This window comes from Sphingomonas sp. SphC10 (assembly GCF_057004845.1).
In genome coordinates this window covers 3,295,625-3,312,325 of record NZ_CM168044.1, presented here as the reverse complement: position 1 = coordinate 3,312,325, position 16,701 = coordinate 3,295,625, and the positions used below count along the sequence as shown (strand labels likewise).

The window sequence follows — 16,701 nt, the reverse complement described above, 5'->3', positions numbered from 1 at the left end:
CCGCCAAGTACCTGCTACATTATACCGCAACGCTCCTCGTGCCAGTGCAAGCCGCGACGAGACACTGCCCCTTAATGCACGCGCAAGGCACGCATACTGCCGGTCCGATGGGCCGCCACGTGTCGTTCCCTAATGCAGCGAAGGTCCCAAAATTTCCAGGATGCGCGGCCGCGACCTGTCGGAAAGGGTATGTCGACCACCCTTCCCGAGGCGATTTTGAGGCATGACCAACATGTCGCACGCCTGGCCTATTCGATGCGGATATCGGGATGTCCGGTATCCTGCGCCTAGACCAAGCCGAGCATGGGTGGGCCGCTCGGCATGACCCGGGTAGGTTTGTACCGGACCATGCGGTCGAATGATGGTACGCCGCTCACACCGAGCACCTGACTGGCGCCGGTTTCGTGCCAAGCGCGGTGAAGGATCAGGTCGATGCCCGTGGCGCCGCCGCCGTCGCTGTGCGTTGCGGCCCGGTCGACGGCACCGAGATAGGCGGGCGCCGATCCCTAATCGTGGCGCAGTGCCCAGGCGGGGGCGGCGCGGCTGGCGCGCAGGGCCTGGCCCAGCACGGTCAGCACCGCGATGGCGATGGCGAGCAGGCTGGCTCCCGCGAAGTAGAGCGGCGATAGCGCGATCCGGTCCTCGAACCCCGCCAGCCAGGTCCGCATAGTGACATAGGCCAGCGGCCAGGCGATGACATTGGCGATCAGGACCGGCCGCAGGAACTGCCCTACCAGCAGACGCACGATATCGGCGGAGGATGCGCCCAGCGTCTTGCGGATGCCGACCTCCTTCACCCGCCGCGCCGTGTTGAACGAGGCGAGGCCCCACAGGCCGACGCAGCCGATCAGCACCGCCAGCCCCGCGCCGATCCCGAACAGCCGCGTCGCGCGTTCATCGGCATCGTAATAGGTCTGGAGCAGTTGCATACTGGTGTCGCCTTTGAACGGTGCCTCGGGCGCGACCCGCTGCCACGCAGCGCGCACCGCTGTCAGGACCGTGCGCGGATCGCCGGTGAAGCGAACCGTGACCGAGGGCCAGTGCACGATCCCGCGCGTGTAGAAATACATGGTCGGCTGATCGGGCGCACGGGGCGAAAAGAAGCGGAGCGCGTCGATAACACCGACGATGGTCCACAAATGCTCCTGCCCGACGGTCTTGCCGATCGCCTGCTCGGGCGAGGCGAAGCCCAGCGCGGTCACCGCCTGGCGGTTGATGACGATATTACGCGGGTCGCCGCGCTTCTGGTCGGTCCCGTCATCGGTGCGGTGGTCGTCGTCGAAGAAGCGTCCTGCGAGCAGGCGGGGCCGATAGAGCCCGAAGAAATCGCTGCCGACATTGATCTGGCGCAGCGACGGCCCCGGTCCCGGCCGTCCCGCAATGGGGACATTTTCGGCATTGTTGTTCCCCAGCCGCCCCACGGCGGTGTCGGCGGTCGCGACCATATCGACACCGGGCACCGCCTTGAATGCGGCGATCAGCGCCGGGCGCTTGGCGGCATCGACATAGCTGACCCAGGGCAGAATCAGCATCCCGTCGCGGCGAAAGCCCAGATCGGCGGTGCGAAGGTGACGGGTCTGCGCGACCAGCACCCCGGTGCCGATCAGAAAGGCGATGACCAGGGTAAACTGGAACACGACCAATGCCTCGCGCGCTCGCGCCCCCGCGCGTCCGCCACCCGGCGCGCGCGCGGAGGCGAGCACCGAGGCGGCGGGAAAGCGCGACAGCAGCACCGCCGGATAGAAACCCGCCGCCGTGCCGACCACTAGCGAAACCACCGACAGCACCGGAAGGACGAGGGCATAGGGCATGGCCAGCGACAGCCCGCCTGCCGCATTGACCAGCGGCAGGCCGATCTCGGCCAGGATCAGGCCGAGCAGTCCGGCCACGCCGACCGCCAGGATCGCCTCGCCCAGAAACTGACGGATCAGCGTCGCCCGGTCGGCGCCCAGCACCTTGCGTATCGCCACTTCGCGCGCCCGCAGGCCCGCCCGGGCGCTCGCCAGGTTGATATAGTTCACCACCGCGATCAGCAGGGTGAGGACACCGACCACGCCCAGCGTCACCAGGGTCTGTTTGCGCCCGCCGCTCTCGCCGTTCGACGGCTCCAGGTGCAGGCGCGTAATGGGCAAGAGCGGCAGGCCCAGTTTCGCCGACGCGTCCCGCCCCAGATCGCGGGCCCCGCGTCGGTCGATAAAGCTCGGCATCCGGTTCGCGAACGCCTTCGCCGCCGCCGCGTCGGGAAAGCGCAGGAAGGTCTGCACCGATCCGCTGCCCCAACGGGTCCACCATTCTTCGGGGTGATAGGTCGACAGGCGGGTCAGGATGGCGAACTGAAAGTCGGTCGTCTTGGGCAGATCCTCGAACACGCCCGTCACCCGGCGCGTGGACTTTTCGTCCAGCATCAGGGTCAGGGTCTGGCCGATCGGATCTGCATCGCCGAACAATCGCCGCGCCGTCGACCGGCTGATCACCACGCTCATCGGATCGGCAAGTGCGGTCGCCTTGTCGCCTGCCACCATCGGCAAGTCGAACACCTGGAAGAAGGACGCATCGACCTGCGCGATATCCTCCAGCTGGGCGATGCCGCCGCGCATGACGCTGCCCCCCTCCTTGCCGCCCATGTACCGGGTGCCGATCAGGCCGGGGAAATCCTGCCGCATCTCGTCCAGCAGACCGCCCATCGTATCGGGGAACCGGCCGAAATAGGGGCCGTCGGCACGCTTCCAGTCGTTCTGGACCAGATAGATCTGGTCGTGATGCAGTAGCCAGCGCTCGAAGCTGGTCTCGAACCGCACATAGAGCGACAGCACGAAGAATACCGCGATCCCCACCGCCAGACCGCTGATATTGAGGGCGGCATAGAGCTTGTGACGGGCGATCGAGCGATAGAACGAGGTCAGGGCAAAGCTGTTCATCGTGTCCGGCTTTCGAAAAATGCGATCAATCCTGGCGCAGCGCCCAGGCGGGGGCGGCGCGGCTAGCGCGCAGGGCCTGGCCCAGGACGGTCAGCACCGCGATGACGATGGCCAGCAGGCTGGCCCCGGCGAAGTAGAGCGGCGATAGCGAGATCCGGTCGTCGAACCCCGCCAGCCAAGTGCGCATCGCGACATAGGCCAAGGGCCAGGCGATGACGTTGGCGATCAGCACGGGCCGCAGGAACTGCCCGACCAGCAGCTTGACGATATCGGCCGAGGACGCACCCAGCGTCTTGCGGATACCGATCTCCTTCACCCGCCGCGCCGTGTTGAACGAGGCGAGGCCCCACAGGCCGACGCAGCCGATCAGCACCGCCAGCCCCGCACCGATCCCGAACAGGCGCGCGGCCTGCTCATCCGCCTTATAGAAGTCCGCCAGCCGCTGGTCCGCCGTACCAACGACCAACGGCACCTGCGGCGACAGGCGTTGCCAGGTCGAACGGATGCGGGCGAGCATGGCGGCGGTGTCGCCGGTGTAGCGGATCGCGGCGACGGCGGATGGTGGGACGTCGCGAGCATATTGATACAGGGTCGCGGTTTCGGCGGTGCGCGGCGAGGCGAAGCGGAGCTGGTCTACCACGCCGATGATCGTGCGCGGGGCACCCCGCCCCACGGTCTTGCCGATCGCCGCCTCGGACGTGCGGAAGCCGAGCTGCTCGACCGCCTTGCGATTGACGACGACGTTGCGACCGTATTTCCACTTGGTCCAGTCACTGGAATCGTCGCCGCCATGCGCATCGTCGAACACCCGCCCGGCGAGCAGCCGGGGTGCGTAGGCGTGGAAGAAGTCGGGTCCGACGGTGATGTTGTTGACGGTGAGACTCAGTCCGCTGGGGCGCTCGATCACGTCGAGACTGGCATTGACCATGCCGGGTGCCGAGTTGCTCGAGCCGACCGACACCACGCCGGGCAGACGACGGAGCGCATCCAGGATCGGCCGGGCCTGGGTCGGGAAGATGCGCTTGTCGGCCAGCGAGGCTATGAGCAACAGCCCGTCGCGCCGGAACCCCAGATCGGATCGCCGGACATGCGCGGTCTGCGCGACCAGCACGACCGTACCGATCATGAAGGCGATGGCCAGACCAAACTGGATGATGACCAGCATCTCGCGCGACCGCGCGCCGCTGCGCCCGCCCCCCGGCGCCCGTGCCGACGCCAGCACGGCGGCGGCCGGAAAGCGGGACAGGAGAACCGCCGGATAGAAACCCGCCGCCAGTGCGATGACCAGGACCAGCGCCACCAGCAACGGCAGCGCCAGGGTATAAGGAAAGCGTAGCGACAGGCCCCCCGCCGCATTGACGATGGGCAGGCTGACCTCCGCCAAGATCATGCCGAGCAGGCTGGCGATCGCCGCCATCGCCGCCGCCTCGCCCAGAAACTGGCGGATCAGCATCCCCCGGTTCGCGCCCAGCACCTTGCGCATCGCCACTTCGCGGGCGCGCAGGCCCGACTGGGCGGTCGCCATATTCACATAATTGATGATCGCGATCAGCAGGGTCAGCAAGCCCACCAGCCCCAGCGTCACGATGGTCAGCGTGCGGCCGCTGCTCTCCGCCCCACCGGGCGGTTGCAGATGCAGGCGCGTGAGCGGCAGCAGCGAGAGCGCGATGATCTTGGCGGGATCGGGGCCCAGATCCTGCCCGGCATGACGCCGGACGAAGGCGGGCATCCTGGCCGCGAACGCATGCGCCGCCGCCGCATCGGGAAACCGCAGATAGGTCGCACCGTCGACCATGCCCCATTTGTACCAGGACCATCGCACCGCAGGCGGCGGCGTGCGTGGCATCGGGATCAGGATGTTCGCCTGAAGATCGGTGGTCTTGGGCAGATCCTCGAAGATACCGGCGACTCGGTAGACCTGCGGCGTGTCGACCGCGATGGCGATGGTCCGGCCGATGGGATCGGCATTGCCGAACAGTCGCTCGGCTTCGGTTCGGCTGAGCAGCGCGCCGGACGGATCGGCCAGCGCCCTTCGTCCGTCGCCGCGCACCATGGGAATGTCGAACACGTCGAAAAAGGACGGATCGACCTGCGCCACGTCCGCGCCGATCGCGTCGTTTTCGCGGATGACGCTGCCCCCCTGCTTGCCGCCACGCATGCGCGTGCCAACCAGTCCGGGGAAATCCCGTCGCAATTCTTCCAGCAGGCCCAGCATCGTCACTGGATAGGCACCGTTGAAGGGGCTGCCGGGAATCCGAAGCTCGGTCTGCACGACATGGATTTCGTCATGATGCGGCAGCCAGCGCTCGAAACTGGTCTCGAACCGGACATAGAGGCCCAGCACCAGGAACACCGCGATCCCGACCGCCAGTCCGCCGATATTGAGCGCGGCATGGAGCTTGTGTCGGGTCAGCGAGCGGTAGAGCGCGGTCAGGGCGAAGCCGTTCATCGTCATATGCCCTTCGAGGATCAGATTGCGCGCATCGCGCTGGCGACGATACGCCCGTCGAGCATGTCGATGCGGCGCTTCGCCAGATCGGCATGGCTGGGCGAGTGGGTGACCATCACGATCGTCGCGCCTTCGGTATTGAGACCGGTCAGGATATCCATCACCTGTTCGCCATTGGCGGTATCGAGATTGCCGGTCGGCTCGTCCGCCAAAATCAGCTTCGGGTCGCCGACGATGGCGCGGGCGATGGCGGCACGCTGCTGCTGACCGCCCGAAAGCTGATGGGGATAATGGCGGGCGCGGTGCGCGATGCCGACCTTGTCCATCGCGGCGGCCACCCGCCCCCGCCGGTCTCCGCCGTCATGCCGATAGGCGAGACCCAGCGCGACATTCTCCTCGATGGTCAGCTCGTCGATCAGGTTGAAGCTCTGGAACACGAAACCCAGCGTCTCGCCCCGGAACCGCGCCAGCGCCCGCTCGTCCAATGCGGCCAGGTCGCGACCGTCGAACCAGTAATGCCCGCCGGTCGGCCGGTCGACCGTGCCCAGCGTGTTGAGCAAGGTCGACTTGCCGCAGCCGGACGGTCCCATGATCGCCAGGAACTCGCCCCGCGCGACGTGCAGGTCGATGTCGTGCAGCGCCGTCGTCTCGACCTCGTCGGAGACATAGCGGCGCTGGATATTCTCCAGCCGGATCATCGCGGTGGCCTGGGCCTGGGCGGCACTTGCGCCAATTGGTTGTTCGGTCATCATGGACACAGTGTCACTGTCCAAGCCCGGAACTGCCAACCCGTTATGAACGAAGACTTATCTCCTCCGGCGCCATCGAACGGCCAGGCGGCGCGGAACACAATGTCCACGCACGGACACTTGCCGGACGTGTCAAGCGCCTGGAACATCCTGTTGATAGAGGACGATCCGGTCGTCGCGCGCACGACGGACATCCTGTTTCGTCTGGCCGGTCATCACCTCGATCTCGCTGCCGATCCGGGCGCGGCCTATTCGCTGCTCGCCCGGCGGCGCTATGACGCGATCCTGCTCGACATGAACTTCACCGCTGGTCGATCGAGCGGCGAGGAGGGGCTGGCGTGCATCGGGCGGATCGTGGCCGACCATCCGGGCGCGCGGGTGATCGTCATCACCGCGCATAGCGGCATCCGCATCGCCGTCGCCGCCATGCAGGCGGGCGCGCGCGATTTCCTGATGAAGCCGTGGCGCAAGGACGACCTGCTGGCGAAATGCGCCGCCGTCATCGGCCGGCGCGAAATGCCCGGTGCGTCCCCCGCCCCCCGCCCCGTCATAGGCACCACGGGTACCCCCCTGCTCGGCGATTCGGCCGTGATGGCGGAGGTGCGCGCGATCGTCCGCCGGGTCGGGCCAACCGTCGCCAATATCGCCGTCACCGGCCGGTCGGGCGTCGGCCGGACGCTGGTGGCGATGGCGGTGCACGGCGCCTCGGGCGATGCCGCCGCGCCGCCGATCCGGATCGACCTGCGCGATGCCGAACAATGGGGCGCACTGGATCGGGCCCAGGGCACGGCCCTGCTGCGCCATCCCGACCGGCTGGACGGCGTGGCGCAAGCCCGCCTGCTCGACCGCCTGCTGCCGGGGCTGCGCTGCATCAGCGTGGCCGACTCGTTAGACGGCCTGGCCCCGGCGCTCCGGCGGCGGCTGTGCACGCTGGAGATTGCGGTGCCGCCGCTGGCGGCGCGGCGGGACGACTCGGTGGTCCTGGCGCGCCACTTCGCCCAGATCGCAGGCGAAACCTATGGCCGTGCGACCGTAACCCTGACGCCTGCCGCCGAAGCGATCATCGCCGCAATCGACTGGCCCGACGAAGTGCGCGGGCTGGCGGCGGCTATCGAGCGGGCAGTGCTGTTGTCCGACGACGGCGTGATCGACGCGGCGGCGGTCCGCCCCGTCACGCCCGCGACACCGTCACCAGCCGCACCGGATCCCGCCCCCGCCTTCCGCCTGGAGGATGCCGAGCGGCTAATGATCGAGGCTGCGCTGAAGGAGCATCGCCACAATATCTCGCGCGCGGCCGATGCCCTGGGGATCAGCCGGGGCACACTGTACCGTCGCATGGCCCAGCATGGTCTCTAGGTCCGAGCGGCATGCGATCGCCATCAGCCTGTCGCTCGCGCTGGCAGGCGCCACGGCGGCCGGCGCATGGTTTTACGGTCTGTGGCTGGCGCTGGCGGGGGCGCTGCTGGCGATCCTGTGGCTGATCCTGCTCAGCGTGGTGGCCACCCGACGCCCCGCCGCCACGCGCCCGGCGCCCACCGCGACCGAAGATCGCGAGACGGCGCTCCAGCGCATGGTGTTCGACGTTTCACCCACCCCGTTGCTGCTCGTCGACGGAACGGTCGCCCGCGCGCTCAACCGCGCCGCGCGGCGCCTGTTCGAAACCGACGACCGGGTTCTGCCCGCCCCCCCTGCCCTGCTCGACCGCGATACCTCGCACCTGCGCCATGCCGGGCGACGCTGGCGCGCGGACCGGGTCGATATCGGCCGGCAGGCGGTCGTGGCGCTGATCGACGTGGACAGCGAGGAACAAACGGCCGAAGCCCGCGCCAGCGCCGAGATGATCCAGGTGCTGGGGCATGAGATGCTCAACGGCCTCGTGCCCATCGTCTCGCTGGCCGAATGCGGTATCGCCGCCGCCGACCCGCAAACGGGCGACCCCGCCCTGCTTCCCGAAATCCTGACCACCCTCGCCCGGCAGGCCGAGGGATTGCAGCGCTTTACCGAGGCTTACCGCTCGCTCGCGCGCCTGCCGCCGCCGCTGCGCCAGCCGGTTGCGCTGGCCAAACTGGTCGACGATCTGGAACGGCTGTTCTCCAGCCGCTGGCCGACCGCACGGCTTACCGTCGACATGCCGCACCCCCTGCATGCCGCGCTCGACCGGGATCAGCTCAATCAGGCGATCTGGGCGCTGTTGCAGAACGGGGTCGAGGCGGCGGGCCCGCACGGGCATCTCGGCCTGTCGCTCCGCGTGCAGGACGGCGCGATCCTGATCGACGTCAGCGACGATGGCCCGGGCATCGCGCCCGAACAGGCCCATGCGATCTTTCGCCCCTTCGCCACCACCAAGACGGCGGGCAGCGGCATCGGGCTCAGTCTGGCGCGCCAGATCGCACGCGGGCATGGTGGGACGTTAAACCTTTCGACCCTTTCGCCGACGAGCTTCCGGTTGCGGATCCCGGGCGGAACGGGATGACCGGACCGGGTGGCGCGACCGCGATCTCCCCTCTTACCGGGGAGACCGAGCCTGCGGTCGCGTCGGCTGTGGCTTACGACACCGAATAGCCAGGCCGTGGCCCGCACCCGCAGGGCCACGCGCCTCGATTATTCCCACTCGATCGTGCCCGACGGCTTGCTGGTGTAATTGTACACGACGCGGTTGATGCCCCTCACCTCGTTGATGATCCGGGTCGTCCCGCGCGGCAGGAAGTCGCCGGGGAAGGCGAACGCCTGCGCGGTCATGCCGTCGACCGAGGTCACGGCGCGCAGCGCCAGCACCGAGTCGTAGGTCCGGCCGTCGCCCATCACGCCGACCGAGCGCACCGGCAGCAGCACCGCGAACGCCTGCCAGATGGCGTCCGTACAGCCCCGCCTTGCGAATTTCCCGGTATAATGTAGCAGTTGAACCAGCCGCAGGCTGGTGAACACTGGTGCATTGTACCAAGATTATGCAGGTCCTAGTCTGACGAGGCAAGCTCGCCGCTTCGTTCGCGCAGTTGATCCGCGGTCGGGTGACCCACAGGGCTGACAAGCCCCAGATCAGCCAACGCGCGACGGGACCAGCCACCATGCAGTCGAGCGACGCCGCCCCGCTTCAACTCGTGATAGAGGCCGACCGCGTTGCGGTTGGCGAAGACGGCGGCCTCCCCGGTGAACGCAATGGTGCTGGCCAGCGCGTTGACCGCTTCGCGCGAGACTCCGTTCCCCTTGCCGTGGCGAGTAATCTCGATCTCGCGCGAGGCTATCGCCGCGGCGGTCTCTTCGAACCCAGCGCCGAGGATCTCGCCTGCGTCCCGCATGGACACGTGCGTGAAGCTCAGGAAGCTCTCGCATCGCTCCTGCCGGGAGAGCGGGAGCGCCGGCAGTCTGGCCGGATGCACGTGCATACTGCGTGCGGTCGGCGACTGCGTGCCGTCGACATAATAAGGTATGCGCCTCGCGAGCAGCGCGCGCAGCACCCGACCCCAGGGCTTCTCTCCCGGATACCTGATCATCGCGCTCCGCAGAGGAACGAAGCCTTGAGGTGGCCGCCGTCGGATGGCGGTCGCGTCTAAGTCGCGGGCGAGATCCTCGACGGACGCCGCGTCGAGCTTCTGACCCTGTAGCACCACAACCCCGGGGTGCTCCAAGGCTGTAAGCAGAGCAGTGTTCGGTTCGACGTCCCCCTTGCCCGCGGTCGGCGCAGGCTTCGGAAATGCGATCTGGCCGATGGCGTAGACCGGCAGTTCGAAGCGCGCGGCGGCCGACTCCGGGGTGATGGACGAACGAAGGAGGGCCCGAAGCCTGTCGACGTCGTCCGCGTCATATCGCACGCGCTTGCGCTGTCCGCCGGGCAGCTCTTCGAAGCAGAGTGCCCTCGCGCTGCGAAGCTGTTTCAGTTGCTGCGACGACGTCCAGAGATGGATGTTCGTCTCAGTCGCCGTGTAGTATCGCGTGTCCTTCGCGAAGGTCTGGACCTTGCGTCCGTCGATGTCACGGAACGCCAGACTGACGAGCCGCCGTTCCTCACTGGCCGAGCGCTGAGCGATCCACCGGATGTCGCGGCGCATGGTCTCGTAGGCGATGACATCGCCGGCGATCGCCTCGAGTCGGGCGTCGGCGAACGCCTGCATCGAGGTGGGCCACCCGCGTAGCAGCGCCGCGCCCGTCGCAACCACCTTCGCCACCGTTTCGGGCCCCGCCTCGATCAGTTTCTCGACGCCCCATCGCCCGCGCCCGGATGTGGCGACGATCCCCGCCCGCAGCGCTACACCCACGAGCGCCGTCCGCGAGAAGGCCTGAATGTTCATGGGCAACTGCTCGACGGCCTTCGCGCCAGCGGCCGGATCCCGCGACATGAGGTCGGCCAGAAGCCGATAATCGTCGGCTGCATAGGGCGGCAGCGGCGCCGCCTCGGACGGCGCGATGTGCTTGCCACAGCCCTCGCACGCATCGAGTCCTCGGGGCCAGCGCCAACCGAGGGGTCCACAGCCTGGACAGGCGTCGACGAGCAGCTCGAGGGATTCCGGACAGTATGGCAGAAGCAGGTTGAGCCAGTCGCTTCGGTGATACGTGGCCTTTCGCAGAGATACCGGACCGATTCGGCGCCTCTCGAGGTCGAAGGTGGAACGCGGCGCGACGAAGTCGCCGAGAACAATCCTGTCGCGACGATCCGACCGTGCGAACGCGATCGCGTCCAGGTTGGCCGGATCGGTCCGCATGATACGCGCAATGCGACCCAGCGTATCCGGCGGGGCGCATTGGATCGAACCGACCCTGCCGACGTAGACGCCGCCCCCTTCGAGCGCGGTCGCTATCCTTGGGAGCCGGTGCTCCCTGCAGGCGGCGGCGAGCGCCCCGATGACGCTCTCGCGACGATACGGGTCGTATGCGAACCGCAAGCGCTTGAACGGCGCGTCAGCCTTCACGAGCCGCCACGCTTCGAGAACGGGTCGTGGCCAGGGACAGTGGTGGTTCGGCTTCGATTGTAATCACATCTTCGACGTCGTGCCGAGCCGCGTGGGTGATCGCCAGAGCCTGATCGGCGCCGGGATCGATGCAAGGTACCGCGACGACGGATATGTCGTGCGAGAAATCCGCAATCTCGCGGCGCAGCTCGCCGCGATCCGTGACGGTCGCCCGATTCCAGCCCGCGACGGGCCGCCGCTCCCGCCCATCGGCCTCAAGCCGAGTGTCGGATGATGGCGACGGCTAGGGAGCGACATCGGCCGGGCGATCTGCCCTGGGGCTGGTGGCTGCGGGCAAACGGCCCTAATTTCGAGGACGAGGATGGCCGCAAGTGGAAGTCAGTGCGCGACGCCTTCTGGCGGGGCGAGCTGAGGTTCGCCGACACGCATGCCGTACGGGAGCAGCTCGAATTCCTGCTGCGGGTTCTTCTGTCCTTCGATATGGCGGATCGTGATGAGAGCGAGCGGCGGTTCGATCTATTCCGCGGCAACCTCATCTTCTCGACTTTCTACATGTGCTGGCTTGGTGCCGTCGGTCTGCTGCGGTGCGGGTTGACGGACGATCTGAGTCCCGAGGGTCGGTCGGTCCTCATGATGCTGATGGCGACCCGCGACCCGGAGTGGGAGGATCTGCCCATCGCAGACGTCATGGCGGCAGTGGTCGCGGCATCGCGCGATCCGTCCGATCGGGACCAGGAGCAGGCACTGCAGGATTTCGAGCGCGCGGTCGGGCTGCGGCGTCACGTATTCGCGCGCGAGACGGTGGGGCAGTCGCATGCGATCACCCTGACCTCGTTGGCGACCGGAAGCCCTGCTAGGATGCCGGTGAGGCGGGTGACCTGGTCGCTGGCGTTCGATGACCAGATCGTGCGCGACGACCTGTTCGCCTGGATCGCGGCGAGGGTCGATCATTGGGATGCCTGGGGGCGCATGGCCTATGGTCGGGGCGGCGGCGCATTCACGCACCACTTGCTCGGGCAGGTCGTAGCGTCCAGGTCATCGCAGACTTAACCGATGCTTGTGCCAGCTGGCGACCAAGCGTTAACGCGCTAGGCGGCACTCCAAGGATGTCGTTCCGTCATCCCAAGCCTTGCTGACCGGTCCTGTCCGGTCAGCAAGGCTTGTTGCTGTGTTCATCGATGCTGTCACCGGGAGTGCCTCGCGCGAGATGTGCTGTCGCGGTCGCCTCGTCGGCTCCGTGGAGCCGCATCCACCAGTCGATCGCGTCGCCGTTGGCACCGCACGAAAAACAGTGGAAGCGCCCGTTGTGGATGTAGAGGCCACGGGTCGCGTCCGGGTGGAAAGGGCATGCCCCTCGCAACCCTGACTGCGTCGTCTGCAGTTCGACCGTTTCCGCCACTAATTTCTCTAAGGGGCTTTGCGCTTGGGCCAACGCCCGGAGTTCTGCGAGGTGGGACCTAACGGCATCATCGTCGATCGCCGGCCTTCGTCAACCGGAGAGCATCCGGATGGCGCGGTTGAACGGATGTGATACTCGCCGACCCGTCGCGGAAATAGAAGCCAACAGCGACAGGTCTTTCGAAATCGTCGTATTTGATCTTTGCGCGTGGTGCACGGTAAACCTGTCCGCGCGGCATGGCTTTTGTACAGATACCGAAGGCGGACGCTTCTCGACGTTCGCCATCAACGGCAACCACGTCGTGAACGGTGATGGTGCCTGACCAAAGCAGCAGAACAAGCGGCCACTCGTTCGCCGGGGTTCCGCACGCTCGGTATCGTGCGTGTCACTTAAAGCGTCGTTGTGACAGTGTTATCGCGCCGCAGCGTCGGTATATCATCCCCATGGTGGGTCCGCCGGGACTCGAACCCGGGACCTCTCGATTAAAAGTCGCTTGCTCTACCAACTGAGCTACGGACCCTCCATCGGGGTGGAAGCGACCTAGGGGCGCGGACGCCTGCGGTCAACACCATGTCGCATATGGCGTACAAACCGCCCGTCACGCGGGTCGCGCCAGTCCGCCGCGATCGCCGCCAGCGGATACAGCACGAAGTCGCGCGCGGCATAGGCCAGGTGCGGCACGATCAGCCCAGGCGAGCGCCACTGCCCCCCCGACCACAAAATGATGTCCAGGTCGATCACCCGCGCCCCCCAGCGTTGCCCGCGCCGCCGCCCGAAATCGCGCTCGACGGCTTTCAGCACGCGAAGCATCGCGGGCGGGTCCAGCGGGCTTTCGACCAGCGCGGCGGCATTGGCGAAGGCGCGGATCGACGGGCCGATGGGCGCGGTGGTCAGGATCGGCGACACCGCATAGACGCCGGGCAGGGCCGCCAGCGCCGCACGGATTTCCTCGCGCGGGCCGCCATGCCGCCCTGGACGGTTGGAACCCAGTGCGATGGCATAGCTTGTCGTCGTCATGCCCTGCGACTACCCGAGCGCGATGCCTGACGCATCCTTTCCTGTCATCCCGGCGCCCCTGGCCCCGATCCAGCCGCCGCGCGACTGCCCGCTCTGTCCCCGCCTGGTCGAGGTCCGCGAGACCGTCGCCGCCGAATATCCCAATTGGTGGAACGCCCCCGTGCCGCCGTTCGGCGATGGCGAGGCCTGGCTGGCGATCGTCGGCCTCGCCCCCGGCAAGCATGGCGCGCACCGCACCGGCCGCCCCTTCACCGGCGATGGCGCGGGGCCGCTGCTCTATGGCACGCTGACCAAATTCGGTCTGGCCGAGGGCGAGTTCGCCGCCAAGGTCGATGACGGCCTGATGCTGAAGGGCGCGGTGATCCTGAACGCGGTCAAATGCCTGCCGCCCGAGAACAAGCCGACGCCGGACGAGATCCGTACGTGCCGCACCTTTCTGGAACAGGAACTGGCCGCGCTGCCCCGGCTGTCGGTGGTCATCGCACTCGGCGAGATCGCACATCGCTCGGTCATCAAGTCACTGGGCGGTCGCCTGCCCAAGGCGCGATTCGCGCATCTGGCCGAACATCGCCTGCCCGGCGGCGGGCCGGTGATTCTCGATAGCTATCACTGCTCGCGCTACAACCAGAATACCGGGAAATTGACGCCCGAGATGTTCGAGGCCGTATTCGCGCGGGCAATGGAGTTGCGGGGCTAAACCATTCCTCCTCAAGCTCGCTTGGGGAGGGGGACCACCGCGAAGCGGTGGTGGAGGGGCATCGCCGCAGGCCGCCCCCTCCGTCAGGCCTGACGGCCTGCCATCTCCCCTTACAGGGGACGAATTTAAGCTCAGATATCCTGGACCAATCGCCCGTACAGTTCCGGCCGCCGGTCGCGGAAGAAGCCGAAGGCGGCGCGGTGGCGCTTCACCCGGTTGATGTCGAGCGTGGCGACAATCACGCCTTCTTCCTCGCGGTCCAGCTCGGCCAGGATGTCGCCGCGCTCGTCGCAGATGAAGCTGGTGCCGTAGAAGGTCTGGCCATGTTCGCAACCGACGCGGTTGGCGGCGACGATCGGTACGACGTTGGACACGGCATGGCCGACCATCGCACGGCGCCACAATCGCGCGGTGTCGAGGCTGTCGTCATGCGGCTCGCTGCCGATCGCGGTCGGATAGAACAGGATCTCCGCGCCCATCAGCATCATCGCGCGCGCCGTCTCGGGATACCATTGGTCCCAGCAGATGCCGACGCCCAGCTTGGTCGCGGGGCCGTCCCACACCTTGAACCCGGTATTGCCGGGGCGGAAATAGAATTTCTCCTCATAGCCCGGACCATCCGGGATATGGCTCTTGCGATAGACGCCCGCGACCTTGCCGTCCGGGTTGACCATCGCCAGCGAGTTGTAGTGATGCGGCCCGTCCGCCTCGAAGAAGCTGGTCGGGATATGGACCTTCAGCTCGGCGGCCAGTTCCTGCATCGCGCGCACCGCCTGATGCTCGGCGGTCGGCTTGGCGTTGGTGAACAGACCCTCGTCCTCGACGCGGCAGAAATATTCGCCCTCGAACAGCTCGGGCGGCAGGATCACCTGCGCCCCCCGGGACGCCGCCTCACGGACGAGGCGCGACACCTCGGCGATGTTGCGGTCGATATCGGCGGTAAAGGCCAGTTGCAGCGCGGCGACGGTGATCTGGGTCATGGCCCTGCCCTTTAATGGCTCCGCACGCGGGCGTCACCCCGCTTCCGCATCCAGCCTGGCCCGCAAGGCATCGAGAAACGGCCCCGGCTCGTCCAGCCGCAACGCCACCGCCCGCACCGGATCGCGCCGCCATCGCGAGCGCGGCGGCAAGGGCTCGGAGAGGCGGATCAGCAAATTCGGCCAGGCGAGCAGCGCGATGTTCCAGCTATCGGGTGCGCGCACCGTCTCGCCATCCGGATTCGCCGTCACCGCCGCAATCGCCGCATAGGAAATGGTCCGGTCGACCAATAGTCCGGCCCGCAACCGCACCCCCGCCTGGGTAAGCAAAACCGGCGACAGGCGCAGCGACTTGATGAGTCCGATCAGGTACAGCAGCGACACATCGCTGATGACGAACATCACCATCGCCGCGGTCCGACTCCAATGCGCGACCAGCAGATGCGTGACGGTGATCTCGATGCAGGAAATGACCAGCAGCGCGATCATCATCGGTTGCAGATGGCGGTGATAGGCAAAAGCCTGCGCCCCCGCCGGGATGTCGGGCGCCGCGCGCCAACGGAACAGCGCGAGGTGGAGCAGCCGGGCCTCCGCCAGCGCCAGTCGCACCAGCGGCCGGGGCAGCATCTCCTCCAGCAGCGCCGACCAGCGATCCGGATCGGCCGGGTTCCATGCGCGCAGCCGCGCCGCCACCCGCCATAGCCCCCATCCGCCATGCAGCGCGATCGCGACGACCGGAACCATCGTCGCCCAGGGCATGGCGAACAGCGCCGCCCGGATCGGCGGCGGCGACAGGCTGAGCACCGCCATGCCCGCGGACGCCATCGCAGCGATTCCCGCGCTCCAACTCGGCCGCCGCGTCCGGCTCAACAACCCCAGCATCATCGCGTCCGAGGCGATCCACAGGAACAGCAGCGCCGCGGCGCGGGGATAGACCTGCGCAACCGGCAGGCGGAGCAAGGCGGCCGCGCCGACGATGACCAGGAAAGGCGCAATCATGGGCAGGATCGGACGATCGAACCCGTTGGCGGATCGGATGGCGGTCATGGCGACTCCCCTGATCGGTAGCGCCGCGATGCTAGCCCCTGCCGCCCCCCGCGTCACGCCGTCATGCGGGATGCCGGGGCGGGATCGAACAGGATGTAGCGCAGGACCACCGGATAGAAGCTCTTCATCTTCAGGTCGCACAACGCCATCAACCGCTGGTTGAGCGCACGCGTCACGCCGACATATTCGTTCCACCGTTCCTCGATGGCGCGCCCGGTCCAGGTACCGATATGTTTGGAATAGGTCAGGCGCAACTCGCGCGTTTCGACCACGATCGCCTCGCATCCGGGGATGGTGGCCATCAGCCGCCGTTCACGCAGCGGGGTCAGGAGCAGTTCGTCCTCGGTCTTCAGATGCTTGGTGATGACCTGTGCGATCCGCGTGCGGGCCGGACCCAGCATCGGTGCAGCCTCGGCATAGCGCATGTCGAACAGGGCCATGAGATCGCCGACGGCGCGCGCAATGTCCTCGTGTTGCGCACGGAGCAGATTGATGGTGACTTGCAAGACGTGGGGCTCCGATCCCGGACGGGTAATCGCAGCTT

At 67.3% G+C, this 16,701-nt stretch carries 15 protein-coding genes, 1 tRNA gene and 1 pseudogene; 6 read left to right on the top strand and 11 right to left on the bottom strand.

All coding sequences use genetic code 11. From position 1 onward, the window contains the following. Positions 1-506: 506 nt before the first annotated feature. From ACWKSV_RS15245 to ACWKSV_RS15235, 3 genes are read right to left on the bottom strand one after another with little or no spacing between them, the layout of a single operon-like run. A complete protein-coding gene (locus ACWKSV_RS15245; protein WP_076714747.1) occupies positions 507-2,918 on the bottom strand; it encodes an ABC transporter permease in 2,412 nt (803 codons plus the stop codon). Positions 2,919-2,943: 25 nt separating this feature from the next. After that, positions 2,944-5,367, bottom strand: coding sequence for an ABC transporter permease (locus ACWKSV_RS15240; RefSeq protein ID WP_191864735.1), 2,424 nt, complete (start codon positions 5,365-5,367; stop codon positions 2,944-2,946). Positions 5,368-5,387: 20 nt separating this feature from the next. Continuing rightward, a complete protein-coding gene (locus ACWKSV_RS15235; protein ID WP_076717855.1) occupies positions 5,388-6,065 on the bottom strand; it encodes an ABC transporter ATP-binding protein in 678 nt (225 codons plus the stop codon). A 153-nt stretch (positions 6,066-6,218) separates the two neighbouring features. On the opposite strand from ACWKSV_RS15235, the gene ACWKSV_RS15230 reads away from it, so the two are divergent. Continuing rightward, positions 6,219-7,472 (top strand): response regulator, encoded by a 1,254-nt coding sequence (locus ACWKSV_RS15230; RefSeq protein ID WP_172839619.1) that lies wholly within the window; start codon positions 6,219-6,221, stop codon positions 7,470-7,472. Then, a complete protein-coding gene (locus ACWKSV_RS15225; RefSeq protein ID WP_076714745.1) occupies positions 7,462-8,589 on the top strand; it encodes a sensor histidine kinase in 1,128 nt (375 codons plus the stop codon). The genes ACWKSV_RS15230 and ACWKSV_RS15225 overlap by 11 nt, the downstream gene beginning before the upstream one ends. Before the next feature lie 128 nt (positions 8,590-8,717). Here the strand turns inward: ACWKSV_RS15225 and ACWKSV_RS15220 are convergent. After that, a pseudogene (locus ACWKSV_RS15220) lies at positions 8,718-9,012 on the bottom strand (GMP synthase (glutamine-hydrolyzing)); the annotation flags it as partial. A 58-nt stretch (positions 9,013-9,070) separates the two neighbouring features. After that, the gene (locus ACWKSV_RS15215) at positions 9,071-10,813 is read right to left on the bottom strand and encodes a hypothetical protein (protein WP_483666814.1); all 1,743 of its coding nucleotides are present in this window, start codon (positions 10,811-10,813) and stop codon (positions 9,071-9,073) included. A 184-nt stretch (positions 10,814-10,997) separates the two neighbouring features. Here ACWKSV_RS15215 and ACWKSV_RS15210 point away from each other — a divergent pair, with 184 nt between their 5' ends. Both ACWKSV_RS15210 and ACWKSV_RS15205 read left to right on the top strand, forming a co-directional pair. Then, complete coding sequence (locus ACWKSV_RS15210; protein ID WP_156884167.1) at positions 10,998-11,294, top strand: hypothetical protein; 297 nt, start codon at positions 10,998-11,000, stop codon at positions 11,292-11,294. After that, complete coding sequence (locus ACWKSV_RS15205) at positions 11,291-12,070, top strand: hypothetical protein (RefSeq protein ID WP_237243509.1); 780 nt, start codon at positions 11,291-11,293, stop codon at positions 12,068-12,070. Before ACWKSV_RS15210 ends, ACWKSV_RS15205 begins: the two co-directional genes overlap by 4 nt. Positions 12,071-12,170: 100 nt before the next feature. On the opposite strand, the gene ACWKSV_RS15200 is transcribed toward ACWKSV_RS15205, so the two are convergent. Continuing rightward, positions 12,171-12,419: a CHC2 zinc finger domain-containing protein gene (locus ACWKSV_RS15200; RefSeq protein WP_172839618.1), complete on the bottom strand. Its 249-nt coding sequence runs from the start codon at positions 12,417-12,419 to the stop codon at positions 12,171-12,173. Positions 12,420-12,528: 109 nt separating this feature from the next. Here ACWKSV_RS15200 and ACWKSV_RS15195 point away from each other — a divergent pair, with 109 nt between their 5' ends. Continuing rightward, on the top strand, positions 12,529-12,741 hold the full coding sequence (locus ACWKSV_RS15195; protein WP_156884166.1) for a hypothetical protein: 213 nt from the start codon (positions 12,529-12,531) through the stop codon (positions 12,739-12,741). A gap of 122 nt (positions 12,742-12,863) precedes the next feature. Here ACWKSV_RS15195 and ACWKSV_RS15190 read toward each other — a convergent pair. Both ACWKSV_RS15190 and folK read right to left on the bottom strand, forming a co-directional pair. Then, positions 12,864-12,939 (bottom strand) — tRNA-Lys (locus ACWKSV_RS15190). Positions 12,940-12,959: 20 nt separating this feature from the next. Next, on the bottom strand, positions 12,960-13,436 hold the full coding sequence (folK, locus tag ACWKSV_RS15185; RefSeq protein WP_076714737.1) for a 2-amino-4-hydroxy-6-hydroxymethyldihydropteridine diphosphokinase: 477 nt from the start codon (positions 13,434-13,436) through the stop codon (positions 12,960-12,962). 22 nt (positions 13,437-13,458) lie between these two features. Between folK and ACWKSV_RS15180 the strand changes: the two genes are divergently transcribed. Further along, positions 13,459-14,133 carry a uracil-DNA glycosylase gene (locus ACWKSV_RS15180; RefSeq protein ID WP_076717850.1) on the top strand — a complete coding sequence of 225 codons (675 nt, stop codon included), beginning with the start codon at positions 13,459-13,461 and terminating at the stop codon, positions 14,131-14,133. Between the two features lie 131 nt (positions 14,134-14,264). Here the strand turns inward: ACWKSV_RS15180 and aguB are convergent, their stop codons facing one another. Genes aguB through ACWKSV_RS15165 form a run of 3 tightly spaced genes read right to left on the bottom strand, consistent with a single transcriptional unit; the run spans position 14,265 to position 16,663 of the window. Then, the gene (aguB, locus tag ACWKSV_RS15175) at positions 14,265-15,113 is read right to left on the bottom strand and encodes an N-carbamoylputrescine amidase (RefSeq protein ID WP_191864737.1); all 849 of its coding nucleotides are present in this window, start codon (positions 15,111-15,113) and stop codon (positions 14,265-14,267) included. Positions 15,114-15,146: 33 nt separating this feature from the next. Further along, positions 15,147-16,157: a hypothetical protein gene (locus ACWKSV_RS15170; RefSeq protein WP_076714735.1), complete on the bottom strand. Its 1,011-nt coding sequence runs from the start codon at positions 16,155-16,157 to the stop codon at positions 15,147-15,149. 53 nt (positions 16,158-16,210) lie between these two features. Then, positions 16,211-16,663, bottom strand: a complete 453-nt coding sequence (locus ACWKSV_RS15165) for a hypothetical protein (RefSeq protein ID WP_076714733.1) — start codon at positions 16,661-16,663, stop codon at positions 16,211-16,213. Between the last annotated feature and the right edge of the window lie 38 nt (positions 16,664-16,701).